The organism is Streptomyces sp. A01 (assembly GCF_059026195.1).
Genome location: NZ_JBWLKN010000005.1, coordinates 172,098 through 197,830 on the forward strand (window position 1 = coordinate 172,098; position 25,733 = coordinate 197,830).

Annotated in this window: 23 protein-coding genes; 13 read left to right on the forward strand and 10 right to left on the reverse strand. The window is 69.9% G+C overall.

The features are described from left to right. Positions 1-43 precede the first annotated feature (43 nt). Positions 44-709 carry a PadR family transcriptional regulator gene (locus tag AC5P1B_RS08645; RefSeq protein ID WP_493885995.1) on the reverse strand — a complete coding sequence of 222 codons (666 nt, stop codon included), beginning with the start codon at positions 707-709 and terminating at the stop codon, positions 44-46. A gap of 380 nt (positions 710-1,089) precedes the next feature. Between AC5P1B_RS08645 and AC5P1B_RS08650 the strand changes: the two genes are divergently transcribed. The 3 genes from AC5P1B_RS08650 to AC5P1B_RS08660 all read left to right on the forward strand — a co-directional run bounded on the left by AC5P1B_RS08650 (position 1,090) and on the right by AC5P1B_RS08660 (position 6,892). Next, positions 1,090-3,855, forward strand: coding sequence for a transglycosylase domain-containing protein (locus tag AC5P1B_RS08650; RefSeq protein WP_493885996.1), 2,766 nt, complete (start codon positions 1,090-1,092; stop codon positions 3,853-3,855). Between the two features lie 256 nt (positions 3,856-4,111). Next, positions 4,112-5,647: a glycosyltransferase family 87 protein gene (locus tag AC5P1B_RS08655; RefSeq protein ID WP_493885997.1), complete on the forward strand. Its 1,536-nt coding sequence runs from the start codon at positions 4,112-4,114 to the stop codon at positions 5,645-5,647. A 69-nt stretch (positions 5,648-5,716) separates the two neighbouring features. After that, positions 5,717-6,892, forward strand: coding sequence for a restriction endonuclease (locus tag AC5P1B_RS08660; protein ID WP_493885998.1), 1,176 nt, complete (start codon positions 5,717-5,719; stop codon positions 6,890-6,892). A 75-nt stretch (positions 6,893-6,967) separates the two neighbouring features. Here AC5P1B_RS08660 and AC5P1B_RS08665 read toward each other — a convergent pair whose 3' ends face one another. The 3 genes from AC5P1B_RS08665 to AC5P1B_RS08675 all read right to left on the reverse strand — a co-directional run bounded on the left by AC5P1B_RS08665 (position 6,968) and on the right by AC5P1B_RS08675 (position 9,791). Then, entirely contained in the window at positions 6,968-7,999 is a 1,032-nt protein-coding gene (locus AC5P1B_RS08665; RefSeq protein ID WP_493885999.1) for an alanine racemase, read from the reverse strand. A gap of 120 nt (positions 8,000-8,119) precedes the next feature. Beyond that, entirely contained in the window at positions 8,120-9,238 is a 1,119-nt protein-coding gene (locus tag AC5P1B_RS08670) for a lipid II:glycine glycyltransferase FemX (RefSeq protein ID WP_493886000.1), read from the reverse strand. Between the two features lie 235 nt (positions 9,239-9,473). Further along, positions 9,474-9,791 (reverse strand): hypothetical protein, encoded by a 318-nt coding sequence (locus tag AC5P1B_RS08675; protein WP_493886001.1) that lies wholly within the window; start codon positions 9,789-9,791, stop codon positions 9,474-9,476. A 254-nt stretch (positions 9,792-10,045) separates the two neighbouring features. Here AC5P1B_RS08675 and rpsF point away from each other — a divergent pair, with 254 nt between their 5' ends. From rpsF to rplI, 4 genes are all read left to right on the forward strand, one after another. Further along, the gene (gene rpsF / locus AC5P1B_RS08680) at positions 10,046-10,336 is read left to right on the forward strand and encodes a 30S ribosomal protein S6 (protein WP_005482942.1); all 291 of its coding nucleotides are present in this window, start codon (positions 10,046-10,048) and stop codon (positions 10,334-10,336) included. A 75-nt stretch (positions 10,337-10,411) separates the two neighbouring features. Continuing rightward, entirely contained in the window at positions 10,412-11,017 is a 606-nt protein-coding gene (locus AC5P1B_RS08685; protein WP_493886002.1) for a single-stranded DNA-binding protein, read from the forward strand. Between the two features lie 55 nt (positions 11,018-11,072). Continuing rightward, on the forward strand, positions 11,073-11,309 hold the full coding sequence (gene rpsR / locus AC5P1B_RS08690) for a 30S ribosomal protein S18 (protein ID WP_136723411.1): 237 nt from the start codon (positions 11,073-11,075) through the stop codon (positions 11,307-11,309). An 18-nt stretch (positions 11,310-11,327) separates the two neighbouring features. After that, entirely contained in the window at positions 11,328-11,774 is a 447-nt protein-coding gene (gene rplI, locus AC5P1B_RS08695) for a 50S ribosomal protein L9 (protein ID WP_493886003.1), read from the forward strand. A 332-nt stretch (positions 11,775-12,106) separates the two neighbouring features. Here rplI and AC5P1B_RS08700 read toward each other — a convergent pair whose 3' ends face one another. Next, the gene (locus AC5P1B_RS08700; protein WP_493886004.1) at positions 12,107-13,444 is read right to left on the reverse strand and encodes an MATE family efflux transporter; all 1,338 of its coding nucleotides are present in this window, start codon (positions 13,442-13,444) and stop codon (positions 12,107-12,109) included. A gap of 464 nt (positions 13,445-13,908) precedes the next feature. Here AC5P1B_RS08700 and dnaB point away from each other — a divergent pair, with 464 nt between their 5' ends. Together dnaB and AC5P1B_RS08710 are read left to right on the forward strand one after the other, a co-directional pair. Further along, entirely contained in the window at positions 13,909-15,402 is a 1,494-nt protein-coding gene (gene dnaB, locus AC5P1B_RS08705) for a replicative DNA helicase (protein ID WP_493886191.1), read from the forward strand. 399 nt (positions 15,403-15,801) lie between these two features. After that, positions 15,802-16,179 (forward strand): SH3 domain-containing protein, encoded by a 378-nt coding sequence (locus tag AC5P1B_RS08710; RefSeq protein ID WP_493886005.1) that lies wholly within the window; start codon positions 15,802-15,804, stop codon positions 16,177-16,179. A 248-nt stretch (positions 16,180-16,427) separates the two neighbouring features. Here AC5P1B_RS08710 and AC5P1B_RS08715 read toward each other — a convergent pair whose 3' ends face one another. After that, positions 16,428-17,168: a B3/B4 domain-containing protein gene (locus tag AC5P1B_RS08715; protein ID WP_493886006.1), complete on the reverse strand. Its 741-nt coding sequence runs from the start codon at positions 17,166-17,168 to the stop codon at positions 16,428-16,430. Between the two features lie 187 nt (positions 17,169-17,355). Between AC5P1B_RS08715 and AC5P1B_RS08720 the strand changes: the two genes are divergently transcribed. Beyond that, complete coding sequence (locus AC5P1B_RS08720; RefSeq protein ID WP_493886007.1) at positions 17,356-18,069, forward strand: helix-turn-helix transcriptional regulator; 714 nt, start codon at positions 17,356-17,358, stop codon at positions 18,067-18,069. Positions 18,070-18,144: 75 nt separating this feature from the next. Here AC5P1B_RS08720 and AC5P1B_RS08725 read toward each other — a convergent pair whose 3' ends face one another. Then, positions 18,145-18,543, reverse strand: a complete 399-nt coding sequence (locus tag AC5P1B_RS08725) for a VOC family protein (RefSeq protein ID WP_493886008.1) — start codon at positions 18,541-18,543, stop codon at positions 18,145-18,147. Between the two features lie 336 nt (positions 18,544-18,879). Between AC5P1B_RS08725 and AC5P1B_RS08730 the strand changes: the two genes are divergently transcribed. Together AC5P1B_RS08730 and AC5P1B_RS08735 are read left to right on the forward strand one after the other, a co-directional pair. Next, the gene (locus tag AC5P1B_RS08730) at positions 18,880-20,304 is read left to right on the forward strand and encodes a serine hydrolase domain-containing protein (protein ID WP_493886009.1); all 1,425 of its coding nucleotides are present in this window, start codon (positions 18,880-18,882) and stop codon (positions 20,302-20,304) included. A gap of 539 nt (positions 20,305-20,843) precedes the next feature. Next, positions 20,844-22,250, forward strand: coding sequence for an SGNH/GDSL hydrolase family protein (locus tag AC5P1B_RS08735; protein ID WP_493886010.1), 1,407 nt, complete (start codon positions 20,844-20,846; stop codon positions 22,248-22,250). Between the two features lie 105 nt (positions 22,251-22,355). Here the strand turns inward: AC5P1B_RS08735 and AC5P1B_RS08740 are convergent, their stop codons facing one another. After that, entirely contained in the window at positions 22,356-22,817 is a 462-nt protein-coding gene (locus AC5P1B_RS08740) for a GNAT family N-acetyltransferase (RefSeq protein ID WP_493886192.1), read from the reverse strand. Positions 22,818-22,988: 171 nt separating this feature from the next. Then, positions 22,989-23,450 carry a MarR family winged helix-turn-helix transcriptional regulator gene (locus AC5P1B_RS08745; protein WP_493886011.1) on the reverse strand — a complete coding sequence of 154 codons (462 nt, stop codon included), beginning with the start codon at positions 23,448-23,450 and terminating at the stop codon, positions 22,989-22,991. Between the two features lie 274 nt (positions 23,451-23,724). Between AC5P1B_RS08745 and AC5P1B_RS08750 the strand changes: the two genes are divergently transcribed. Continuing rightward, positions 23,725-25,131: an MFS transporter gene (locus AC5P1B_RS08750; RefSeq protein ID WP_493886012.1), complete on the forward strand. Its 1,407-nt coding sequence runs from the start codon at positions 23,725-23,727 to the stop codon at positions 25,129-25,131. Positions 25,132-25,217: 86 nt separating this feature from the next. Here AC5P1B_RS08750 and AC5P1B_RS08755 read toward each other — a convergent pair whose 3' ends face one another. Then, positions 25,218-25,664, reverse strand: coding sequence for a cupin domain-containing protein (locus AC5P1B_RS08755; RefSeq protein ID WP_493886013.1), 447 nt, complete (start codon positions 25,662-25,664; stop codon positions 25,218-25,220). Between the last annotated feature and the right edge of the window lie 69 nt (positions 25,665-25,733).

Here is a 25,733-nt window from a genome sequence, read left to right on the forward strand (position 1 = left end):
GCTCCCTGTGTGTACTCGACAAAGCCCTGCGGAGTGCAGAGCCTCATATGGCGGTGTCATCGGACGGGTCCGGCCGGGTACTACCCCGGTGCCGGGGCAGGCCGCCCGTTTCTCCTGAAGTGTCCTGTTCGGCGGGACGGCGCTGGTCGCGCCCGGCCCGCTCGCTCTCAATCAGCTCGTTCAGCCAGCGGACTTCGCGTTCCACCGATTCCAAGCCGTGCCGCTGCAGCTCAAGCGTGTAATCGTCGAGCCGCTCACGGGTGCGGGCCAGAGCGGCCCGCATCTTCTCAAGCCGCTCTTCCAGACGGCTGCGCCGCCCTTCCAGCACCCGCATCCGTACATCGCGCGAGGTCTGGCCGAAAAAGGCGAAGCGGACACCGAAGTGCTCGTCCTCCCAGGCGTCGGGCCCGGTCTGCGAGAGCAGTTCCTCGAAGCGCTCCTTGCCCTGCGCCGTCAGCCGGTAGACGATCTTCGCCCGCCGTCCCGCGAGGGTTGCCGCAAGGGCCTCCTCGGGGGCGCTGCCGGGCTCTTCGATCAGCCAGCCGCTGGCGACCAGCGTCTTGAGGCAGGGATAGAGGCTGCCGTAGCTGAACGCTCGGAACACTCCAAGTGAAGTGTTCAGCCGCTTCCGCAGCTCGTATCCATGCATGGGGGACTCGCGCAGCAGACCGAGGACGGCGAACTCAAGTACGCCGGAGCGCCTGCTCATCCCGCCCCCTTCCGCCTGTGACGTCCCGAGTACCCCCTACCTTCGGTACGGGGTGTTCCAGCTGATGTATCGACTCGATACATCCAGACGATAGAACGACCTTCCGGCTGGGACAAGAGCGGGCACGGTGAACGACGTCACATCACTGATTCGTGGGACTCAACGTGCCTGTTTTGGAATGAAGATGACGGTCGGGCGGGTTTTGACCGTGCGTACTCTGTTCGCCATGCAGACCAACGGGAACTGTGAGGCGCCACTGAGCGTCTTCGTCCTGGATGCAGTGCGCCCGGCGGCCCTTCGACGCCGGGCCGTACTTTGGGGGGACCGCATGCCACTTGCCGCTTCCAGGCGATCGCGCCTGCCCGAGGAGTAGTCGTTCCATGAGCGAGCACCGTCGCAAACCGCCGCAGCCCCAGGGCGGCGGACGCGCAGCGGCCCGGCGCGCGGCGCAGCAGCCGTCAGGCCGCCGCGCAGCGCCACCGCCCAGCAGCACGGGGCCGGGCGCCGAGCCGTATGAGTCACCCGCAGAAGAACGCCCCCCAGGGGGGCGGGCCGAATCGCGGCGTGCCGCACAGCGCGGCGGCCGCCGACGGGCAGGCGCCGCGGGCGCTGGTGCCGCCGCCGGCGCGGGCGCGGCCCACGGGGCCGACGCCGCGCACGGCGGCGCAGGACACGGCGCCGGCGGGTCCGGCGGAGGCCGCCGGGGCGCAGGCGGCGGCGGGGGCGACCGAGGGCGCGGGCGCGGTGCCGACGGTGCGGGGAGCCCCAAGAAGCGCTTCATCGACTACCCGCGCAGCGGCAAGCGGGGCGTCCGCCGCTGGGTGCCGTCCTGGAAGCTGGTCACCGGCACCTGCTTCCTCTTCCTCGCCCTGCTGGTCGGGGCCGTCGGCGTCGCTCTGATGCTGGTCGAGGTGCCCACCGCGCAGGCGGCGTCCAAGACCCAGAAGAACGTCTACTACTGGGCCGACGGCAAGCAGATGGTCGTCTCCGGTGGTGGCGACCTGAACCGCCAGATCGTCCCCCTCGCCAAGATCCCCGAGTCCATGCAGAACGCGGTCATCGCCGCGGAGAACGCGTCGTTCTACGAGGACTCCGGCGTCGACCCGATGGGCGTGGCGCGCGCCGTCGTCAACATGGCCAAGGGCGGCCAGACGCAGAGTGGTTCGACGATCACCCAGCAGTTCGTGAAGAACACCTACCTCGGTCAGGAGCAGACGCTCAAGCGCAAGGCGACCGAGCTGTTCATCTCGATCAAGGTCGGTGCCACCAAGGACAAGGACGACATCCTTGAGGGCTATCTCAACACCGCCTACTACGGCCGTGGCGCCTACGGCATCCAGGCGGCGGCCCGCGCGTTCTACGACAAGGACTGCGAGGACCTGACCGCCAGTGAGAGCGCGTTCCTCGCGTCGACGCTGAACGGCCCCAACCTGTACGACCCGGCCGGTGGCCAGGGACTCGCGGCCACCAAGGAGAAGAACACGAAGCGGGCCAAGGCCCGCTGGTCGTGGACGCTGGACCGCGAGGTCAAGGTCGGCCGCATGGAGCAGGCGGAGCGGGACAAGATCGACCGCTTCCCGTACCCGCAGCGGCCGAAGCTGGCGACGAACAAGGGGGGTCAGATCGGCTACCTGACCGACCTGGCCGACAACTACATCATCGCGAACACGGACATCAGCAAGGCCGAGCTGGACCGCGGCGGCTACCAGATCCACACCACCTTCGACCGGCAGAAGGTGGACAAGCTGAAGAAGACGGTCGAGAAGGTCTCCAAGGAGAACATCAAGCCGAAGAAGCGCCCCAGAGACAAACACGTCCAGTTCGGCGGGGCATCGGTCGAACCGGGCACTGGCAAGATCCTCGCGATCTACGGCGGCAAGAACGCCCTGGAGCACTACAGGAACAACGCCGACGACACCGGTGTCCAGGTCGGCTCGACCTTCAAGCCCTTCGTGCTCGCCGCGGCCATGAGAGACGGCAAGCGCAACCCGAACCTCAGTGCCGACCAGGACGCCTCACAGCGCACCCCGGTCTCGCCGAAGAGCGTCTACAACGGCGACAACAAGGTCACGCTGCGGGACTACCAGGGCAAGGTATGGCTCGACAAGGACAATAAGGAATGGCATCAGCGCAACGACGGGGATGAGGACAGAGGCCCCGTCGACCTGCGCACGGCCATGCAGTTCTCGGTGAACACCCCGTTCATCCAGCTCGGGATGGACGTCGGGACGGACAAGGTCCGCGACGCGGCCCTCGACGCCGGACTCAGCAAGAGCCAGCTCGCCTCGATCACGCCGACGTTCTCCCTCGGGACCTCCTCGCCCAGCGCGATCCGGCTCGCCGGCGCGTACGCGACGTTCGCGGCCAGTGGCAAGCAGGTCGACCCGTACTCGGTGAGCAGCGTCGAGCGGGACGGCCAGCAGGTGTTCAAGCACGACGCGAAGGTCCGGCAGGCGTTCGAGCCGAACGTCGCGGACAACGTCACCGACGTGCTCAAGACGGTCATCGAGAAGGGCACCGGCACCTCGGCCAAGATCGACCGGGAGGCGGCGGGCAAGACCGGCACCACCGATGACAACAAGTCGGCCTGGTTCGCCGGTTACACCCCGCAGCTGTCCACCGCGATCGGCATGTGGCGGGTCGACGACAAGGCGGAGAAGCAGAGGTTCCTCCCCATGTACGGCGTCGGCTCCGACAGCGGATCGCAGAGCATCCACGGTGCCTCGTTCCCGGCCGAGATCTGGGCCGGGTACATGCGGGATGCGCTCAAGGGCGAGAAGAAGATGACGTTCCCCGAGCCGGGACCCATCGGAAAGCAGATCTTCGGCGACGGCGCGAGCCCGACCCCGACGCAGACGCCGTCCCAGACGCCGTCGCAGACCCCGTCGCAGACGCCGTCGCAGACCCCGTCGCAGAAGCCGTCGGAGACACCCTCCTCGCACTCTCCGAGTCCCACCGAGACCACCTGCGACCCGCTGGACCTGGAATGCAACGACAATGGCGGCCAGAACGGCGGCCCAGGGGGCGGTGACCCCGGTGGGCCGGGAGGCGGCGACCCAGGCGGGCCCGGAGGCGACCCGGGCGGCACCACGGGCGAACCGTCGACCGAACCACCGGGTAATGACCAAGGCGGAAGCTGGTTCTGAACGCCCCGGCCGAGCCGGGCAGTAACGCCGCGAGCGTCTAGGGCGGGTCCGTTCACGGGCCCGCCCTCGGCGTGTCCGAGGGGCGCAGGACGGCGCGTACGCGGCCGCCGCGCCGACCGGCCGTCCAAGGGCCGCCACCACCGCGCGCGGGCGCGCGTACAGGCGCCCAGGGCCCGCCGCGGGCCCCCGCCTCCGCTCGCCCACGCCCCGCGGTGCCCTCACTGACGACACAAGGCTCGTACGGCAGGATGTGCGTATGACGAGTGCGCACGGCCCCCACTCCAGCGGCACCACCGCTGGGCCACCCGTACGGCCCACCGCCGAAGACGAGGTGGCGGCCGCCGGCAGCGAGCTGATCGGCGGCCCGGCCGGCCGCCGCGTCCTGCACGGCGTGAACTGGTGGACGCCGGTCCGGGTGATCGCCCTCATCGCGATCGGCATGTTCGCCCTCGGCATGGCCCAGAAGGTGCCCTGCTACAACGGCGGCTGGTTCTTCGGCACCACCGGCCAGTACACCCACGCCTGCTACTCCGACATCCCCCACCTGTACAGCGGCCGCGGTTTCGCCATCGACCTCGTCCCCTACTTCGACCGCATTCCGCGCAGCGTCTCCGGCGGCATGGACTACCTCGAATACCCGGTCCTCACCGGGCTGTTCATGGAGGTCGCCTCCTGGCTCACTCCGCACGACGGCAGCAGCCAGGACCGCGCCCAGATCTACTGGCTCGTCAACTCCGGCATGCTGATGTTCTGCGCCGTCGCGGTCGCCGTCTGCGTCTCCCGTACGCACCGGCGCCGCCCCTGGGACGGTCTCCTCGTCGCCCTCGCGCCCGCGGGCGCGCTGACAGCGACCATCAACTGGGACCTGTTCGCCGTCGCGCTGACCGCCGCCGCCCTGCTGATGTGGTCCCGCAGTCGCCCGCTGGCCGCCGGACTCCTCCTCGGACTGGCCACCGCGGCCAAGCTCTACCCCATGCTGCTGCTGGGGCCGCTGTTGCTGCTGTGTCTGCGAGCCGGACGCTGGCGGGCCTTCGCCACCACCCTCGGCGGCGCCGTCGCCGCCTGGCTCGTGGTCAACCTCCCGGTCATGCTCACCCAGAACCAGCAGGGCGACCTCACCATCAGGGAAGGCTGGTCGAAGTTCTACACCTTCAGCCAGGAACGGCCCGTCGACTTCGGCTCGATCTGGCTGATCATCTCCCAGCGCACCGACGACCCCCTGGAAAACGCCAACACCTACGGCACCGTGCTGATGCTCTTCGCGTGCGCGGGCATCGCCGCGCTCGCCCTGTGCGCCCCACGCCGCCCACGCCTCGCCCAGCTGGCCTTCCTCGTCGTCGCCGCCTTCATCCTGACCAACAAGGTCTACTCACCGCAGTACGTCCTGTGGCTCATCCCGCTGGCGGTCCTCGCCCGGCCACGCTGGCGGGACTTCCTGATCTGGCAGGCGGGTGAGGTCGTCTACTTCCTCGGGATCTGGATGTACCTCGCGTACACCGGCAGCGGGGACAAGCACCAGGGCCTGCCCACCGAGGGCTACCAACTCGCCATCGTGCTGCACCTGCTGGGCACCCTGTACCTGTGCGCCGTCGTCATCCGCGACACCCTGCGGCCCGACCGCGACATCATCCGGAGCGACGGCTCGGACGACCCGTCGGGCGGCGTGCTGGACGGCGCGCCCGATGTGTTCACGCTCGGCGCCAGGCGCTACGACGAGATGAGCGACGAGGGCACCTATGTCCATTGGGGCAGGCCGGAGAACAAACCCGCTGGGTCCTCACCTATCGAGTGAACTTAGTTCGATCCCGGCAGAACGCACCTTCGCCCGCGCTTAGCGTGCGCGACGGAGGTGATGTTTCGCATGAGCGAACAGCACACGCCGCCCGCGCGGGTGGCACAGCACGACGCGATCGACGTCAACGACTTCGTGTACGCGGCGACCGGCGCCCGGGTCCGCCGACTGACCCTGCCGGACGGCACCCACTGGTTCCCGGCCGCCGACATCTGCCGGGAACTGGGTCACGGCAATCCGAGCGAAGCGTTGCGCAGACATGTCCCGGCACCGATGCGATCTGTCGTCTCAACCCTCATTTCCCGTGAGGGTTGGAGCATTCCCGCAGGTCAGGGACTCAGAAAAAACATGGTGATGGTGAGCCTCAACGGGCTCATCAGGCTTGTCAACGGCTGTGTGAAGGCCGAGTGCGAGCCGTTCAAGAACTGGGTCACCGACGTTGTCGTCGCCGTACAGCGCGAAGGCTCGTACGGCCTCGGCAGGGTGGAGGTCCCGGCGTCGGGCGACAACGCGATGACCGGCTATGTGCTGCCCGACGCCGTGCTCGCGGTGATCACCCGCCTGGAGGAGCGCAACGCCCGGCTCGACGAGGAGTTCGCCGCCGCCCAGCGGCAGACGGTCGAGCTGCGACGGGAGGCCCTGCGCGCGCAGCAGGAGGCGACGGCGGCACACCAGGAGGCGGTCAGGACCCAACGGGACGCCGTACGGACGCAGATGGTGGCCGCCGAGACCCAGCGGGCCGCGACGCGCGAGGCGGGACGCATCGCGGACTCACTGGAGCAGCTGACCCGGCTCGTCGAGACCGGGCCGGAGCCGGTACGGGCCGTGCGCTCGCAGGTCCGGCAGCCTGAGCTGTCGAGCCCGATGGACATCGTGGACGCGATGAGCTGGCATGAGTTCGAGGAGTACGTCGCCCGCCTGTGCCGTCGCGACGGCTGCACGGACGTCGTGGTCAGCGGACGGCGCGGCGACCTCGGCGCGGATGTGGTCGGGCGGACTCCTGATGGGCGACGGCTTGTGGTGCAGTGCAAGCACTACGCGCCGCACCGCGTCGTCCCGAACACGGACATGCAGAAGTTCGTGGGCACGGCCGCACTGGAGCACCGAGCCGACATCGCCGTCTTCGTGGCGACGTGCGCGTTCAGCAGACCCGCGGTGGAGCTGGCGGCGCGGCGGGGCATCACCGTCGTCTCCCGGGCCGCCTTCCAGTCCTGGAACGCGGGGGTCAGGCTCGACGTGCTGTGACCAGCCCCGTGGGCGGCGAGGAGCCCGAAGTCGCAGCCTGGCATTGCGGCTTCGGGCTCTACGGGATGCTACTGCTCAGCGGTCCAGGATGCGGTCGTACTGGGTGGTGGTGTGCCGCAGATGAGCCACGAGTTCGTCGCCGACCTGGGGCGCGGGCACGTCGTCGGGGACGAAGAGGATGGACACCTGCATGTGCGGGGGCTCGGCGAACCAGCGCTGCTTCCCGGCCCACACGAAGGGCGAGAGGTTGCGGTTGACGGTCGCCAGGCCCGCGCGGGCCACGCCCTTGGCGCGGGGCATCATCCCGTGCAGCGCCTTCGGAGCCTCCAGGCCCACACCATGTGACGTGCCGCCCGCGACGACGACCAGATAACCCGGGCCCGCGGTCTTCTGCTGGCGGTAGCCGAAACGATCGCCCTTGGCGACGGGGGTGACATCGAGCACGGAACCGCGGTACTCGGTCGCGTCATGGTCGCCGAGCCACAGCCGAGTGCCGATGCGGGCGCGGAAACGCGTCTGCGGGAACTGCTGCTGGAGACGGGCGAGTTCGTCCGACTTCAAGTGGCTGACGAACATGGTGTGCAGCGGCAGCCGGGCCGCGCGCAGCCGGTCCATCCACGTGATGACCTCCTCCACCGAGTCCGACCCGTCGGTGCGGTCCAGCGGCAGGTGGAGGGCGAACCCCTCAAGACGGACGTTCTCGATGGCCGCGTGCAGCTTGGGCAGCTCCGCCTCGGTCACCCCGTGCCGCTTCATGCTGCTCATGACCTCGATCATGACCCGGGCGTTGGCCAGCCCGTACACACCGTCGACCGAGGACACGGAGCGGATCACGCGGTCCGGCAGCGGGACCGGCTCCTCGCCGCGCCGGTACGGGGTCAGGACGAGCAGGTCACCACTGAAGGTGTCCTTCATCCGCGCGGCCTCGTACGTGGTGCCGACGGCGAGGATGTTGGAGCCCATGCGAGAGGTCTCATCGGCCAGCCGGTCATGGCCGAAGCCATAACCGTTGCCCTTGCAGACCGGGACCATCCCCGGGAACTGCTGGAGGACGCTCTGCTGGTGGGCCCGCCAGCGCGCGGTGTCGACGTAAAGGGTGAGCGCCATGGCTGGAGGGGGACCTTTCTCGTCAGTCGGCTCGGTTCGGAGGGCTCGGCCGGAGTGCCCGGCGGAGTGACCCACGGGGCGGGTGGGGCCGCGCCGCGGGGAAGTACGGGAACTCCGGTGTCAGCGACGGGACATATACATGTCCAGCGCCTTGTGCAGCAGCTTGTTGAGCGGGAAGTCCCACTCGCCGAGGTATTCGGCTGCCTGCCCACCCGTTCCGACCTTGAACTGGATAAGGCCGAAAAGGTGGTCGTTCTCGTCGAGCGAGTCACTGATGCCGCGCAGGTCGTAGACGCTCGCGCCCAGCGCGTAGGCGTCGCGCAGCATGCGCCACTGCATCGCGTTCGACGGGCGGACCTCGCGCTTGTGGTTGGCGGACGCGCCGTAGGAGTACCAGACGTGGCCGCCGACGATCAGCATCGTCGCCGCGGCGACCGCCTCGCCCTCGTGCATGGCGAAGTACAGCCGCATCCGGTTGGGGTCCTCGGAGTTGAGGGCCGTCCACATGCGCTGGAAGTAGCTGAGCGGCCGCGGCCGGAAGTGGTCGCGCTCGGCGGTGATCTCGTACAGCCGCTGCCACTCGCCAAGGTGCTCGTAACGGCCCTGGACGACCTCGACGCCCGCCTTCTCGGCCTTCTTGATGTTGCGCCGCCACAGCTGGTTGAAGCCCTTGTGGACGTCCTCAAGCGACCGGTTCTCCAGCGGCACCTGGAAGACGTAGCGCGGCTGCACGTCACCGAACCCGGCGCCGCCGTCCTCGCCCTGCTGCCAGCCCATCTTCCGCAGCCGGTCCGCGACCTCGAAGGCGCGCGGCTCGATGTGGGTGGCCTCGACGTCGCGGAGCCGCTTCACGTCGGGGTTCTGGATGCCGGACTTGATCGCCGCCGCGTCCCAGCGCCGGATGATGACCGGCGGGCCCATCTTCACGGAGAACGCGCCCTTTTGCTTCAGGTGCGCGAGCATCGGCCGCAGCCAGTCCTCAAGGTTGGGCGCGTACCAGTTGAGCACCGGGCCCTCGGGCAGGTAGGCCAGATACCGCTTGATCTTCGGCAGCTGGCGGTAGAGGACCAGGCCGGCGCCGACGATCTGGCCCGTGCTGTCGAACCAGCCCAGGCTCTCCGACCGCCACTCGGTCTTGACGTCGGCCCACGCCGGAACCTGCATGTGGCTCGCCGAGGGCAGGCTCTGGATGTACGCCAGATGCTGCTCTCTGCTGATGGTCCTCAGGGTCAGGCTCATGCGGGGTGCTCCTCGGCAGGTGTGTCCCCAGTGTCGGGGCTCCGGCTCTCGCGCCGAAGCCTACTGTGACAAGGGAGCGCCCCGTTTGGGCGTAGTGCGAGGAGCGCGGTGGACGGGTGGTGCGCGCGGTCGGCCCGGCGGGCGCCGGGCGGTGACCACGCGGCGGGTCCCGGGCCGCGCCCGGGACCCCGTGCCTGTGCGGTGTGCGGCTCGCCGCCGGTTCAGCGGCGGCGTGTCAGCCCAGCAAGCCGCCGAACAGCCCGCCGTGCGCCATGCCGAGGAAGAATCCGACGGCGGCCGCGCCGAGGCCGATGACCAGCAGGAACCGTTCCGCCGTCGTGACGGAGATGAACTGTCCCCAGGCACCGGTGATGATCCCGGCCAGGCCGGTCCAGGAACTGATCAGGTGCAGGTTGTGGAACATCGCTGTGACGAAGGCCACCACCCCGAGCGCCACGGTCGTCGCGACGAGGGTGTCCTCGACAGGATGCGGCTTGCCGTCGGTGTCGAGGAAGGAGAAGAGGCCATGCGGGGAACGTGCTGCCTGAGCCATGGGGGCACCTCCGGTCGTCCGGGGTCGCAAGGCGGCGAAGAGAGTAACGCCGCTCACACGTGATGCCACCAGATTGCGGGCATACCCGGCCGGATTTCAACCGGAAGCCCCTGGGCGGGTACTCTGTACGGTCTGCACCGGTGTCTGTCCAGAGTCCTTACGGGCTCCCCGCCAGATGCCGAGGCAGAACGCATTCACGACCCTCCTGCCACGGATCGACCGTGGCCGCTGAGTCCAAAGGAGGTGGGTTCCACATGCGTCACTACGAGGTGATGGTCATCCTCGACCCCGATCTTGAGGAGCGCGCAGTCGCCCCCCTGATCGAGAACTTCCTCTCCGTCGTCCGTGAGGGCAACGGAAAGGTCGAGAAGGTCGACACCTGGGGCCGTCGTCGTCTCTCGTACGAGATCAAGAAGAAGCCTGAGGGCATCTACTCGGTCATCGACCTGCAGGCCGAGCCTGCGGTCGTCAAGGAGCTCGACCGCCAGATGAACCTGAACGAGTCGGTCCTCCGGACCAAGGTCCTCCGTCCCGAGACCCACTGACCGCGTAAGCGGACAGCGGGACCGGGATTCGAGTAGCAAGCACGCCAGCAGCACACCCGCCGAGAGGTTCACCCAATGGCAGGCGAGACCGTCATCACGGTCGTCGGCAATCTTGTCGACGACCCCGAGCTGCGCTTCACCCCGTCTGGTGCGGCGGTCGCGAAGTTCCGTGTCGCGTCCACCCCCCGCATGTTCGACAAGCAGACCAACGAGTGGAAGGACGGCGACAGCCTCTTTCTCACGTGCTCGGTGTGGCGACAGGCGGCGGAGAACGTCGCCGAGTCGCTTCAGCGCGGTATGCGCGTCATCGTGCAGGGGCGGCTGAAGCAGCGGTCGTACGAAGACCGTGAGGGCGTCAAGCGCACGGTCTACGAGCTCGATGTCGAAGAGGTCGGCGCCAGCCTGAAGAACGCCACGGCCAAGGTCACCAAGACCTCGGGACGCGGCGGCCAGGGCGGTTACGGCGGCGGCCAGGGTGGCAGCCAGGGTGGCGGCAACTGGGGTGGCGGCTCCGGCGGCGGCCAGCAGGGCGCCGGCGGTGCTCCCGCCGACGACCCGTGGGCGACCAGTGCGCCCGCTGGCGGCGCCGGTGGCGGCGGCCAGCAGGCCGGTGGCGGCGGTGGCTGGGGCGGTGGCTCCGGCGGCCAAGGCGGCGGCTACTCGGACGAGCCGCCCTTCTAGAGCGAGAGCTCTGCGGGCGACTGCACAAACTTCTTGATGACACAGGAGAGAGACAATGGCGAAGCCGCCTCCGCGCAAGCCTAAGAAGAAGGTTTGCGCGTTCTGCAAGGACAAGACCGTCTACGTGGACTACAAGGACACGAACATGCTGCGGAAGTTCATTTCCGACCGCGGCAAGATCCGTGCCCGCCGCGTTACCGGTAACTGCACGCAGCACCAGCGTGACGTCGCCACGGCCGTCAAGAACAGCCGTGAGATGGCGCTGCTGCCCTACACCTCGTCTGCGCGATAAGGGAAGGGTGACCGAAAGATGAAGATCATCCTTACCCACGAGGTCTCCGGCCTCGGCACTGCGGGCGACGTCGTCGACGTCAAGGACGGCTACGCCCGTAACTACCTGGTCCCGCGCGGTCTCGCGATCCGCTGGACCAAGGGTGGCGAGAAGGACGTCGCGCAGATCCGCCGCGGTCGCAAGATCCGTGAGATCGCGACGATCGAGCAGGCCAACGAGATCAAGGGCCGGCTTGAGGGCCTGAAGGTCCAGCTGACCACGCGAGCCGGCGAAGCCGGTCGCCTGTTCGGCTCGGTCACCCCGGCTGACATCGCCTCGGCGATCAAGTCCGCCGGTGGCCCGGATGTGGACAAGCGCCGCATCGAGCTCGGCACGCCGGTCAAGACCCTGGGCGCGCACCAGGTGTCCGTGCGCCTGCACCCCGAGGTCGCGGCCAAGGTCGGCATCGAGGTCGTCGCCGCCTAGTCGCCACATCGGCGCGTACGCGCTGCGCTCGGCAGAGCACACGAGGGGCCGCATCCTGCAGGATGCGGCCCCTCGTCGTGGTGCGGCACGTGTGCCACTGCCATGCCGGTCGTGGGGTGTAGGGGGCTCGTACGTGATGGGTTCGCGCCGACGTGATGGGTTCGCGACGACGGTGTCAGGCTTCTCTGACGCACCTCTGTCACGGCGCTGGCTTGTGCTGGCGCGTCTGACGACCTGGCCCGCCGCGGTGTCCGCCGCGGCGGCGTTGTTTCACGTGAAACGTCGATGAGCCAGGCGCGAGAGGCACGGAGCTGTCGGTGATCGGGTGGGGCTCAGCGGGTGGCGCCGGTGACCAGCCAGCGGCCGGAGCGGGCGCGTATCCACAGGGTCGCCATCCGAACCGCCATCATCAGCGACATCGTCCACCACAGGGCGGTCAGGCCGCCGCCGAGGCTGGGGACGAGCAGGGCGACCGGGGCGAAGACGGCGAGGGTGAGGATCATCGCCGCCGCGAGATAGGGGCCGTCGCCCGCGCCCATCAGGACCCCGTCCAGGACGAAGACCACGCCGGATATCGGCTGGGTCACCGCCACGACGAGCAGTGCGGGCAGCAGTGTGTCGCGCACCACCGGGTCGGAGGTGAACAGCGGGATGAACAGCGGCCGGGCCGCCACCACGAGCACGCCGAGCACCACTCCCGACGCGATGCCCCACTCCACCATGCGTCGGCAGGCCGCCCGCGCCCCTTCCTTGTCGCCCGCGCCCAGGTACCGGCCGATGATGGCCTGGCCCGCTATGGCGATGGCGTCCATGGCGAAGGACAGCAGGCTCCACAGCGAGAGGATGATCTGGTGGGCCGCGACATCGGCGTCACCGAGCCGGGCGGCCACCCCGGTCGCGATGAGGCTGACGGCGCGCAGCGAGAGCGTACGGACCAGGAGGGGGGCGCCCGCCTGGGCGCAGGCCCGTATCCCGGCGGCGTCGGGGCGCAGGGAGGCGCCGTGCCGCCGGGCGCCGCGTACGACCACGATGAGATACGCGGCGGCCATGGCGACCTGGGCGATGACGGTGCCCCAGGCCGAACCGGCGATGCCGAGGCCGGCGCCGTAGACGAGCAGGGCGTTGAGCGCGGCGTTGGCGGCGAAGCCGCCGATGGCGACGTAGAGCGGGGTGCGGGTGTCCTGGAGGCCGCGCAGGACGCCGGTGGCGGCGAGGACAACGAGCATGGCGGGGATGCCGAGGGCGCTGATCCGCAGATAGGTGACGGCATGCGGTGCGGCGCTCCCTGAGGCGCCGAACAGGTCGACGAGGGCGGGCGCGGTGGGCAGCGCGACGGCTATGACGGCGGCGCCGATGAGGAGGGCGAGCCAGATGCCGTCCATGCCCTGGCGGATGGCGCCCCGCAGATCGCCCGCACCGACGCGGCGGGCGACGGCCGCGGTGGTGGCGTACGCGAGGAAGACGAAGACGTTGACGCCCGTGAGCAGAAGGGCGGCGGCGATGGCGAGACCGGCGAGCTGCGGGGTGCCGAGGTGGCCGACGATGGCGCTGTCGACCATGAGGAACAGAGGCTCAGCGATGAGGGCGCCGAAGGCCGGGACGGCGAGCGCGATGATCTCTCGGTCGTGGCGGCTGCGCATGCGCCGCTCTTTCGCGGGGGCCTCGATCATGCAGTCAATCTAATCGTCCACAGGTAAGAGACGCAAGCCCCTGTCAGTCCTTACGGCTCGTCGCTCAGAGTGGCGCATGCTGTGCCGTTTGTCGCGATCTTCGACCTGCGGGGAAAGTTTTTCTTCTGCACAGCCCCGGGATAAAGAAACCGCAGGTCAAGCGGTTGGGGGTGGAGTGATTGTGTGCTTGTCCACAGCTGTGTCCCCCGGCCCGTGCACAGCTTTCCGGCAGTTCTCCACAGGAACCCCGCCGTCATCCACATCACCTGTGGATAACCAGATTGGCGCACGGCTCGCGCGGGCCTACCGTGGTCCGGCGCCCGCCGCCTGCTTTCGGCGTGAAGAGCGTCGTACTCGACGCGCCGTAAGCGGAGTCGGGCGTCCTGTTTGTCAGAGCCGTGCCGTAAGAAAGAAGGGCACTGCGAAGTCCGCGTCGCGGACGGGAGGAGGTGGGCGGGGTGAGCATGCCCGAGCCCATGGAAGACCCCTGGCCCGACACCGGCCCCAGCGACCGGCTCCCGGTAACCCCCCGTCCCCGACGCGGTGAGGGCCGCGGCGAGGGCAGAGGCGACGGCCGAAGCCGCGACGAACAGCACGACCGGGGGCGCGAGGGCGGCGCCTGGGAGGGCTCGGCCTTCGAGCGCGTCCCGCCGCAGGACCTCGACGCGGAGCAGTCCGTGCTCGGCGGCATGCTGCTGTCCAAGGACGCCATCGCGGACGTCGTCGAAGTCCTCAAGGGCAACGACTTCTACCGCCCGGCGCACGAGACCGTCTACCAGGCGATCCTCGACCTGTACGCCAAGGGCGAGCCCGCCGACCCGATCACCGTCGGTGCCGAGCTGACCAAGCGCGGCGAGATCACCCGCGTCGGCGGCGCCTCGTATCTCCACACCCTCGTCCAGTCCGTCCCCACCGCCGCCAACGCGGAGTACTACGCCGAGATCGTCCATGAACGCGCGGTGCTGCGCCGCCTCGTGGAGGCGGGCACCCGCATCACGCAGATGGGGTATGCGGCGGACGGCGACGTCGATGAGATCGTCAACAGCGCGCAGGCCGAGATCTACGCCGTCACCGAGCAGCGCACCAGCGAGGACTATCTGCCGCTCGGCGACATCATGGAGGGCGCCCTCGACGAGATCGAGGCGATCGGCTCCCGCAGCGGGCAGATGTCCGGTGTGCCGACGGGCTTCACCGACCTCGACTCGCTGACGAACGGGCTCCATCCGGGCCAGATGATCGTCATCGCGGCGCGCCCCGCGATGGGCAAGAGCACGCTCGCGCTGGACTTCGCCCGCGCGTGCTCGATCAAGAGCAATATGCCGAGCGTCATCTTCTCCCTGGAGATGGGCCGCAACGAGATCGCGATGCGCCTGTTGTCCGCCGAGGCGCGCGTCGCGCTGCACCACATGCGGTCGGGCAGCATGACGGACGACGACTGGACCCGGCTGGCGCGGCGGATGCCGGAGGTGACGGCGGCCCCGCTGTACATCGACGATTCCCCGAACCTGTCGATGATGGAGATCCGCGCCAAGTGCCGCCGCCTCAAGCAGCGCAGCGACCTTCAGCTGGTCGTCATCGACTATCTCCAGCTGATGCAGTCCGGTGGCGCCCGCCGTCCGGAGAGCCGTCAGCAAGAGGTCTCGGACATGTCCCGAAACCTGAAGCTGCTGGCCAAGGAGCTGGAGGTGCCGGTGATCGCGCTGTCCCAGCTGAACCGTGGCCCCGAGCAGCGTACGGACAAGAAGCCGATGGTCTCCGACCTCCGCGAGTCGGGCTCGATCGAGCAGGACGCCGATATGGTGATCTTGTTGCACCGCGAGGACGCGTACGAGAAGGAGTCGCCCCGGGCGGGCGAGGCGGACCTGATCGTGGCGAAGCACCGTAACGGTCCGACGGCGACGATCACCGTCGCCTTCCAGGGACACTATTCGCGCTTCGTGGACATGGCGCAGACGTAGGGGCGTGGGGGCGCGGGGCCTCGTATGCCGTGTCGGGGGCTCACGTCGCGGCATGTGACGAGGAGCTGGCTGGGAAGGCGCGGTCCCGCGAGATGATCGCGTCATGACTGAGATCGTTCTGATGGCCGAAGCGGGCCGTCAGTGCGCCGGGGCAGGAGCCCGTGGCCTGGTCGGCCCGGCCCCGTCCGAACTCGTCGCTGTCCGGCCGGACTTCGTATCAGTTCCGTGTTACCTCGGCCACAGGATCGCGCCACTTGGCCGGTTCGCGTCCAGGTACGGGCCCTGTGCCCTAAATGCGCGTCTGAAGGCCGTTGGTGCCGGTGACTTCGCGGGCTAACCTCTCGGAACTCGGCCTCTGACCGGCCGGGACAGCACTACGACCGCAACGGAGTACCGCATATGAAGTTGAAGTTGATGGGGCCCGCCATCGTCACCACAGCCCTCATTGGCACCGCCCTCACCGGCGGTATAGCCACGGCCAGCACCCTTGATGCCGCGCCCACCACCTCGACGGCCAAGGTCTCCGCGGCGAACCGGTGCGGCAACGCCATCATCAACGTTCCCGCCCGCGAGAGCGTGAAGATCCGTACCTCGAAGAAGGTGAACGCCACCGCTGTCGGCCTGTGGCCCAAGGGCAAGAAGGGCACCGTCTGCGACGACGGGAAGTCGTCAAAGGGCCAGTCCTACCGGCTCTGTGGCAAGTCGAGCAACAAGTGGTACTACGGCGAGTACGGCAACAAGCGGGGCTACATTCCCAGCGCCTGCCTCAAGTGGTAGCAGGCCGGTAGGCCCCAGCTGGTCGGCAGTCCGGCAGTCCGGCAGTCCGGCAGCCCGACAGTCCGGATTTCGGTGACACGTGGTGCGGACGGCCCTGCGCCGCCCGCACCACCCGGCCGCCGGTTCGCCGTCCGGGCGCGTCCAGCCCCGCGCGATCTGCTCGTTCCGGGGGATGCGGCGCTGGAGCGGGGTAGGGGGATGCTGACCGGGTGCGGTGCGCGCCCGGTCAGGCGCCGGTCAGGCGGCGGCTAGCCCACTGCGGGGAGCGGCCGTGAGGTGAGCTTCACGCCGGGGCTGCTTGTGGCCAGCGCCTCCCTCAGGGCGTCTCCGGCGGCGGTCAGTGCCTGGTCGTCCATCGGGCCGAGTGCGTCGAGGATGAACAGGCCGCGGGTGGTGGCGTGGGTGAGCCGCGTACGGGTGCACTGGCGCCAGTTCCAGCGGCGGCAGGTGACTCCGAGGTCGTCACGCCAGACCACCTCTCCGGCGGTGGGGTGCTCTGTGGCGGGCTCACCACCGGCGGTGGTGTCGAAGGTCTCGGTTCCCTCGGCGCGGACCAGGCGTGCCGGGCCCGCGTAGTGGTCGAGGTCCTCGCCACCCAGTGGCAGGAAGTGGCCCACCGAGACCGCGTTGTAGATGTCGGTCAGCCGGTCCACTCGGGGCAGTCCGGCCGGGGCGCGGCGTAGCAGTGCCTCCGCGCTCGGCCGGGTGCGCTGCGGCTTCGCGCCGAAGGCGCGGAAGGCCTCACGCCACGCGGCGATGTGGGGGTGTTCCTCCACCAGGCTGTCGCCGAGCCGCTCGCGTGCGGTGGTCTCGGCGGCTGCGAGGAGTTCTTCGCTGTACGCGTCGCTGGGGCCGGGAAGCAGGCCTTCCGCCGTGATCAGCAGGGCGTGGTAGTCGGGGCGGAGCGCGTGGACCGCCGGGTCGATGGTGGCGGCCTCCAGCCACGTGGCGGCGTCGGAGCCCGGCTCTGCCTGGGGAGCGGAATGCACGTCTCTCCTCTGTCCTCGGGTGGTGGCGGCACCTGGCGGCGGCGCGTGGGAGTGGCGGGCAATGTACCAATGGGCCGGGTGGCGGCCGGGTGTGGCTGGGCTGCGGGGTGTGGTGAGCGTTTCCGCAGCTGGGCGGAGTGGGACCGGGGGCGGTGTGTGGCGGTCGGCGCGGAGGCATGCTGGAGGCATGTATCGAGAGCGCCGGTCGCTGCTCGCGGGAACGACGGTGTGGGAGCGCCAAGCCGTTCCCGCGGCGACTCGGGCCCGGGTGCTTCCCGACGGCTGTATGGACCTGATCTGGAGTGAGGGGCTGCTGATGGTGGCGGGCCCGGACACGAAGGCGCAGGTGTTCGAGGAGCGGCCAGGGGTCGCGTACGCGGCGCTGCGGTTCGCGCCGGGGGTGGGCCCCGCTGTGTTCGGGGTGCCCGCGTGTGAGCTGCGGGACCAGCGGTTGTCGCTGGGTGAGGTGTGGCCGGAGGAAGAGGCCGGGCGGCTGGCGGAGCGCGTAGCTCTCGCGCCGGAGGCTGAGCGGGCGCGGGTTCTGGAGCAGGCGGTCGCTGGTCGGTTGCGCGCTGGGCCGCCGCCGGGCCTGCCCTGTTCCACCGTTGTGGACGGACTGCGCGGCGGCGGCACGGTCGCCGGTGTCGCCCGGGACGCCGGGCTGAGCGAGCGGCAGCTGCGCCGCCGGTGCCTGGACGCCTTCGGTTATGGGCCCAAGACCCTGGCGCGGATCTTCCGCATGCAGCACGCGCTCGCGTTGGCGCGCGCGGGTCACCCGCTGGCCATGGTCGCCGCGCGCGCGGGCTACGCCGACCAGGCTCATCTGGCGCGCGAGATCAAGGCGCTGGCGGGCGTCCCGGTGACGGAACTGCTGGCGGCGAGCCGACGCGAGGCGAGCTAGTCGGCCGGTGCGGTGGGCACGGCGACGCCGCCCAGTGCGGGCGATCAGGCCAGCCGTCACGTGCGGCGAACGGGTCTAGCTGTCCAGTGCGGCGAAGAGGTCAATGGAGTTGCCGTCGGGGTCGAGGAGTACGGCGTATCGCTGGCCCCAGAAGGCGTCCCACGGTTCCTTGTACCCGGTGTAGCCGTCGTGTGTGAACTCCGCGTACAGCTTGTTGACCTCGGCCGGGCTGTCACAGAGAAAGGCCAGGCCGAGGCGGTGGCCGCCGCTCTGCGGCGGGGTCCAGCCGGGGTCGAAGGAACGTACCGTCTCGACGGTGTCCCAGGCGATGCGCGTGCCGCCCGGCACCGTGGTCTCGACGTGCGGCTGGGTGTCCGCCTCGGGCGGAAGGTCCAGGCCGAGCTTGCGGTAGAAGGCGAGTGTGGCGGCCATGTCGTCCACAACCATGCCGATGAGGTCGAATCGAGGTGTCATACCAGCACGCTAGGCGGGGGCGGCGGGGTGGTCTTGAACGAATCGGACGTGTGTGGCGATCGATATGGCGCGGCGTCGCGGGACGGGGTTGTGGGGCGGCGTCGCGGCACCCCGATCGGCGCGGCGCTTGGTGCACGGCGCGCGGCGGTCGGTGGGTGGCGGGCGGTGCTCCGGCGCGTTGAAGCCGACGGGCTGGGCCGGTCCCGACGTGCCGAAGACGATCAGTGCCACCAATGGCGCTGACGGGGCGGCGAGGCGTGGTTAAGGTCCGTTGCGAGGGCGTGTTTGCCTCAACAACGAAGGCTCTCGCCGCTTCGACGACCGATGAGGAGCACCATGACCGCACCGCTTGACGAACTGCTTCCCAGTACGCGCCGCGCCCTGCTGCACCGCATCGCGGTGGGGCAGGCCGAGGGGCGGGCGCCCTCGCTGGTGGGGGCGGTGATGCGGGATGGGCGACTGGTGTGGTCGGCCTCGCGGAGCATGCTGGACAACCAGGTCCCCGACCACGACACGCAGTACCGCATCGGCTCGCTGACCAAGATGTTCGTCGCGGTGCTGGTGATGCGGCTGCGTGATGAGGGACTGCTCGATCTCGCTGACCCGGTGAGCAAGCACCTGGGGGAGACGCCCGCCGGTGACGCGACCGTCGCACAGCTGCTGGCCCACCTGAGCGGTCTGGCCGCCGAGGCGCGTGGCCCCTGGTGGGAGCGCACGCCGGGTGAGCTGCGTCCGGAGCTGGCCGATGTGTTCGATGAGCGGCCGCTGCGGCACCCGGCGGGGCGCAGATACCACTACTCCAATCCCGGCTACGCGCTCCTCGGCGCGATCGTGGAGAAGCTGCGTGGTGAGTCGTGGGATGCGGCGTTGCGGCGGGAGGTGCTGGTGCCGCTGGGGCTGGACCGTACGACGTGCCTTCCCCAGGCACCGCACGCGGGCGGTTGGGCGGTGCATCCGTGGGCGGATGTGATGCAGGCCGAGCCTGTGGAGGATACGGGCCGTATGGGGCCTGCGGGGCAGTTGTGGTCTACGGCGGGGGACCTGGCGCGCTTCGCCGCGTTCCTGGCCGAGGGTGACGACCGCGTGCTGAGCGCGGAGACGCTGACCGAGATGCGGCGCCCGGCGACCGGCCCCGAGGGGCCCGTATGGGATGACGCGTACGGCCTCGGATTGCAACTGGCCCGCAGGAACGGCCGGTTCCTCTTCGGTCATGGTGGTTCCATGCCCGGATTCGTCAGCACCCTGTGGGTGAGCCCTGACGACGGCCTCGCCGGGATCGCCCTCGCCAACGCCACCTCAGGACCGCTGGTCGGCGCGGTCGCCGCGGACCTGGTGCGGATCGTCGCCGAGCACGAGCCCACCGTCCCCGCACCGTGGCGCCCGCTGCCCAGCGTCGACCCGGAACTGCTGGCCCTCACCGGACCCTGGTACTGGGGGACACACGCCTTCGCGCTGCGGCTGCGGGCTGACCGCGCACTGGAACTCGGCCCGCTCAACGGCGCCGGCCGAGGTTCGCGCTTCCGCCCGGAACCGGACGGCACCTGGACCGGCCTTGACGGCTACTACGCGGGCGAGACGCTGCGCGTGGTGCGCGCCGAAGCGGACACCGCTGAAACCGCCGACACCGCCGACACCGCCCACGAGACCGGGCCGGTCCCCACCCATCTGGACTTGGGGTCCTTCGTGTTCACGCGCGCGCCGTACGAGCCGTCGGGACCGGTACCCGGCTGGCTCGACCCGGAGGGCTGGCGCGCGGTCTGAGCGAAGGGCGAGGGGGCGAGGGGACGGAGGGCGAGGGCTGGAGGGCCGAGGGGCCGGGGGAGGCGTGAGATGCGGTGATGCGGTGATGCGGTGAAGGACTCAGCCGCGTCCGGCGGATCGTGCCGGGGAGGGGGGGACCCCTGTCCGTGCGTCGCGGACCGCGGGGGCGTCGTGGTTGGTCGCGCGGTTCCCCGCGCCCCTGACGGGGCACGCCCCAGAGCTGCGCCAGGGCTGCTTCCCCTGAGCCTGACGGCCTGGGAGGCCCCGAGCGCAGGTCGATGCCGGATAGGCCGCGCAGCCTGACCCTGGCAGTGGTACGACCCGCGTGCGTACGCGGCACCGAGGTCTGGGTGGCGGTCTATGCAGGCAGCAAGCTCGGTCTCAACGGGCCACACAGGCGCAGCAAGCCCCACCGGCCCACCGAGTACCAGCCGCCGAGTCGCCGAGCCGTCAGGTTGTCAGGTCGTCCAGTCACCGACTCGGCGGCTCACCGGCTCAACGAGCCAGCGCATCGACCACGGAACCACGGAGCACCTGCCATGAATCCGCACCGCACCGCCAAGACCGCCAACACGACCATCACCACCAGCCCGACCATCACCACCAACACGACGAAGGCTGCCAAGGCAACCAACACGGCCAAGACGACCAACCGTTTCACGTCCCTGAAGCTCAGCACCTCCCTCCTCACCCTCACCGCCGTACTGGCCGCCGCGACGGTTGCCAGTGCCAGCCCGGCAACTCGCGGCGCGGGCGCGGTCGCCGACCGGACCGATGCGAGAACGACCTGGTCAGCGGGGTGGGCGGCGCCCGTGCAGCGGCCCAGTTCGGGCTTTGAGGAGAACTGGGCGGAGGAGGGCTTCGACAACCAGACCGTCCGCCAGGTCGTGCGGGTCAGCGGGGGCGGCACGGCTGCCCGGATCAAGCTGTCCAACCAGTACGGCACCGAGCCGTTGAAGGTCGCGGGGGCGACCATCGCACGCCGCGGCGAGCGCGGGGGCGCCTCCGTACGACCGGGCACGCTGCGGAAGCTGACGTTCGGCCACCGTGCGCGGGTGGAGGTCCCGGTCGGCGGGGAGGTGGCGAGCGACGCGGCGCCGCTGCGGGTCAAGGCGTCCGAGTCGGTCACGGTGACGCTGTACTTCGCCGAAGCGACCGGCCCCTCGACCTTCCACTCGCAGGCGTACGCCAAGAGCTACCGCGCGCCCGGCGACCACCGGTCGGATCGCGGCTCAGCCGCCTTCGGCGAGCACACCAACTCCTGGTACTACCTCTCCGATGTGGAGCTGACCGGCGGCGGCCCGGCGCGCCGGGACACGGTGATCACCTTCGGGGATTCGATCACCGACGGTTTCGGCTCCACCGGTGACGCCGACAACCGTTACCCGGACCAGCTCGCCGAACGGCTCGCCGCAGCGGGCACGCCACGTCCGGTCCTCAACTCCGGTATCGGCGGCAACCTGCTGCTCAACGACTCGGCCTGGTACGGCGATGCCGCCCTGGACCGGTTCGACAGGGATGTGCTGGACAAGCCCGGAGTGCGCTCGGTCATCATCTTCGAGGGGCTCAACGACATCGGGTTCAGCGAGGTGGACATCCCCACGTACAAGCCGAACCCGCAGCTTTCGGCCGACCAGTTGATCGACGGCTACCGTCAGCTCATCGCCCGCGCGCATGCCAGGGGAGTCAAGGCCATCGGCGCGACGATCCTGCCGTTCAAGGGTGCTGAGTACCACACGCCGCGCGCCGAGGAGAAGCGCGCGGTGATCAACGAGTGGATTCGTACGTCGGGTGAGTTCGACGCGTACGTCGACTTCGCCGATGCCCTGGCCGCGCCCGAGGACCCGCAGGCACTGAACCCCGCCTACGACAGCGGGGACCGCAAGCACCCCAACGACGCGGGCTACCAGGTGATGGCCGACGCCATCGACCTGGACACGCTCTGAGCACTCGTTAAGTGGTCGGTGGGCGGTCGGTGGGCGGTCGGCGAGTGGCCGGTGAGCGCGGCCCCGGAACGGCCCCGGAACGGTCCCTGAGCGGTCTCTGAGTGGTCAGATCGGGAGCTTGAACCCGAGGTGGGAAGCCTCGAAACCCAGCCGCTCGTAGAAGCGGTGAGCTTCGATACGTGTCGCGTCCGAGGTCAGCTGCACCAACTGGCAGCCCTCGCGGCGCGACTCGTCGATGGCCCACTCGATCATCCGGGTGCCGAGGCCGGTGCCGCGCTCGTCGGAGTGGACGCGTACGCCCTCGATGACCGAGCGGGTCGCGCCGCGCCGCGACAGGCCGGGGATGAACGTGAGCTGCAGGGTGCCGACCAGGCGGCCGTCGCGCTCGGCGACCAGCAGCCGCTGGTTCGGGTCGGCCGCCAGCCGGTCGAAGGCGGTGCGGTACGGGGTGAGGTCGCCCGGGGACTCGCGGAGCGCGCCGAGCGCGTCATCGGCCAGCATCGCCACAATAGCGGGGATGTCGGCAGGACCGGCGAGCCGGAGCACGCACTCCCCCGCCACGGGCATCTCCCCCGCCACGGGCGTCTCGGCCGCCGCTCGTGTCTCCTCCGCCGCGCGTGTTTTCCCCGCCCTGTGTGTCTCAGGGGCCCCGTCAGGCCTGCCGGGTTCGTCGGCCCGCCCGGCACCACGCTCGTCACGTATCCCGAAATCGCTCATGATCGGGAGGTTACGCGGTGGTCAGGACCGGCTCGGCGTCGGCCCCAGGGAGCGGACCACCGCGACCAATGGCGCCAATTCGGGGCGTTTCTCCGCCTCTTGAAGCGCCTCGCGGAGCGCGGTGTCATGGACTGGGCGCGCCTGCTCCAGCAGTTTCCGGCCAGCGGGGCTGACGTCCGTGTAGATGCCCCTGCGGTCGGTGGCGCAGAGAAACCGGACCAGCAGGCCACGGTCCTCAAGCCTGCTGACCAGGCGGGTGGTGGCGCTCTGGCTGAGGACGACGACCTCGGCGAGCTGGTTCATCCGCAGGTGGCCGCCGTCGCCGTCGTGCTGGTCGCTGAGCACGTCGAGCACCGAGTACTCGCGGACGCTGAGCTCGTGAGCCGCTTGGAGGGCGCGCTCGGCGTGTGCCTCGATGCGGCTGTGCAGCGCGGAGAGGGCGCACCATCCCTGAGCCAGGGCACGGCTCGGCGGCTGGCTCACACCGTCCGGCGTGGCGGGTCGGCCCTCGGCCTGTCCCTGGTCCGGTGCGGAGCCGGGTGCCGGGGCCGTTGCGGCAACCGGTGCTGGGGCTGCCGCCGGGACCGGTTCTGGAGCCGGTGCCGTGTCGGCCTGGTGTGCCATGAGACGCCCCCTTCGGTGTCGTACGACCAGGGTAGGCCACGAACGAAATAGACCGCGCTTGCAAGTAGCAGGCGTCTGCAATTATTGTCGGCGCCCGTAAAGGTCGTACGCAACATCTGTGAAGGGGTCCGTCATGCCGCTTGCCCTCCTGGCTCTGGCAATAGGTGCGTTCGGCATCGGAACCACTGAATTCGTGATTCTGGGGCTGCTGCCCGAGGTGTCGGACCAGTTCGCGGTGTCCATCCCGACCGCTGGCTTCGCTGTCACCGGCTACGCCCTCGGTGTCGTCCTCGGCGCACCGATCATGACGGCTCTCGGCACGTGGATGACCCGCAAGCAGATGCTCCTGATGCTGATGGGGCTGTTCATCGCGGGCAATGTGCTCACGGCGATCGCCCCCGCGTTCGGCGTGCTGCTGGCCGGGCGCGTGCTCGCCTCGTTCACGCATGGCGCGTTCTTCGGAGTCGGCTCGGTCGTCGCCGCCGACCTGGTCGCTCCGGACAAGCGGGCCGGAGCCATCGCCACCATGTTCACGGGCCTGACGCTCGCCACGGTGATCGGTGTGCCCCTGGGGACCCTGCTCGGCCAGAGCGAGGGCTGGCGTGCGACCTTCTACGCCGTGGCCGGGCTCGGTGTGCTGGGGGTGCTCGGCGTCGCCAGGCTGGTTCCGGCCCGCCCGGAGCCCGCCGCCGCCCAGCTCAGCAAGGAGTTCGGAGCCTTCCGCAACCCGCAGGTGTGGCTCGCCATGGCGATGACCGTCCTCGGCTTCGGCGGTGTCTTCGCCGCCATCACGTACGTCACGCCGATGATGACGGAGACGGCCGGGTTCGCCGAGTCCAGTGTGATGTGGCTGCTGGCACTGTTCGGCGTCGGCATGCTCGCGGGCAACCTGGTCGGCGGGCGGTACGCGGACCGGCACCTGATGCCCATGCTCTACGTCAGTCTCACGGGGCTCGCCGCCGTCCTCGCCCTGTTCACCCTGACCGCCCACCACAAGGTCGGCGCGGCGGTCACCCTGTTCCTGATCGGGGCGTTCGGCTTCGCGACCGTACCGCCGCTGCAGAAGCGCGTGATGGACCAGGCGGCGGCCGCGCCCACCCTCGCCTCGGCTGCCAACATCGCCGCCTTCAACCTGGGCAACGCGCTCGCCGCGTGGCTCGGCGGCATCGTGATCTCCGCCGGGTTCGGCTACACCAGCCCGAACCTGGTCGGCGCGGCGCTGGCCGGGTCGGCGCTGGGCATCGCGCTCCTCTCGGCGGCACTGGAACGCCGCACCGTCGCTGGTGCTGAGGCGGGAACCGGGGCTGGGACCAGTGTCGGTGCGGGTGCGGGTGCGGGTGCGGGTGCCGGGGCCGGGGCCAGTGCTGGTGCCGGCAGCCGGATCGTCGCGTCAGGCGGCGTGTCCGGCGGCGCGGCGGGTGAGGTGTCAGATGGTGATGTGTCGGGCGCTGAGGTCTCAGGTGGTGTGGTGGCTGGTGCGTCGGGTGACGTGCCGGGCGGGGTCACCCGGGCGACCACGGAAGACCTCGCGCGCGGCTGACGCGCGCTCCGGCCGTGCCCACCCGGCGGGACGAGGCGCCGACGGAGACCCGTGGCGCGGGGGTATGGCAGAGGATCGGGTCGCGCTTACTCGGCCCAGGGGAGCGGACGGGAGTCCGCACTCCCCTGGGTCTCGGCGCCCGCCGCCTGACCGGTGGCCGCCTGGGCGCCCGCACCAGGCGCCTCGCCGTCGGGGTGTACGAGGACGCGGCCACCGACCGGCATGGCGACCAGTACCTCGGCGGGGGTGTCCGCCGTCGTGCGGAACTGTCGTACGGCACCGGCCGGAACGATCAGCGTCTGGCCGACGCTCACCGTTTCCTCGTGGTCGCCGACGGTGGCGATGAGCAGCCCGCCGGTGACCATCCACACCTGCTCGCGATCCATCGAGTGGTTCGGCCCGCCCGCGCCCGGCGCCATGCGGACCTGCCAGGTGCTCAGTTCGGTGCTGCCCAGGCTGGGCGCGGCGAGGGTCGTCATGACGGCGTTGGGGGTGGTGGTCGTGCGGGCCTGTTCCGACGTGATGACATGCATGGCTTCTCGTCTCCCGGTACGTGAGTCAAGCTGCTTTATTCGCCGACAATGGCAAGTAAAGCAGCTTGA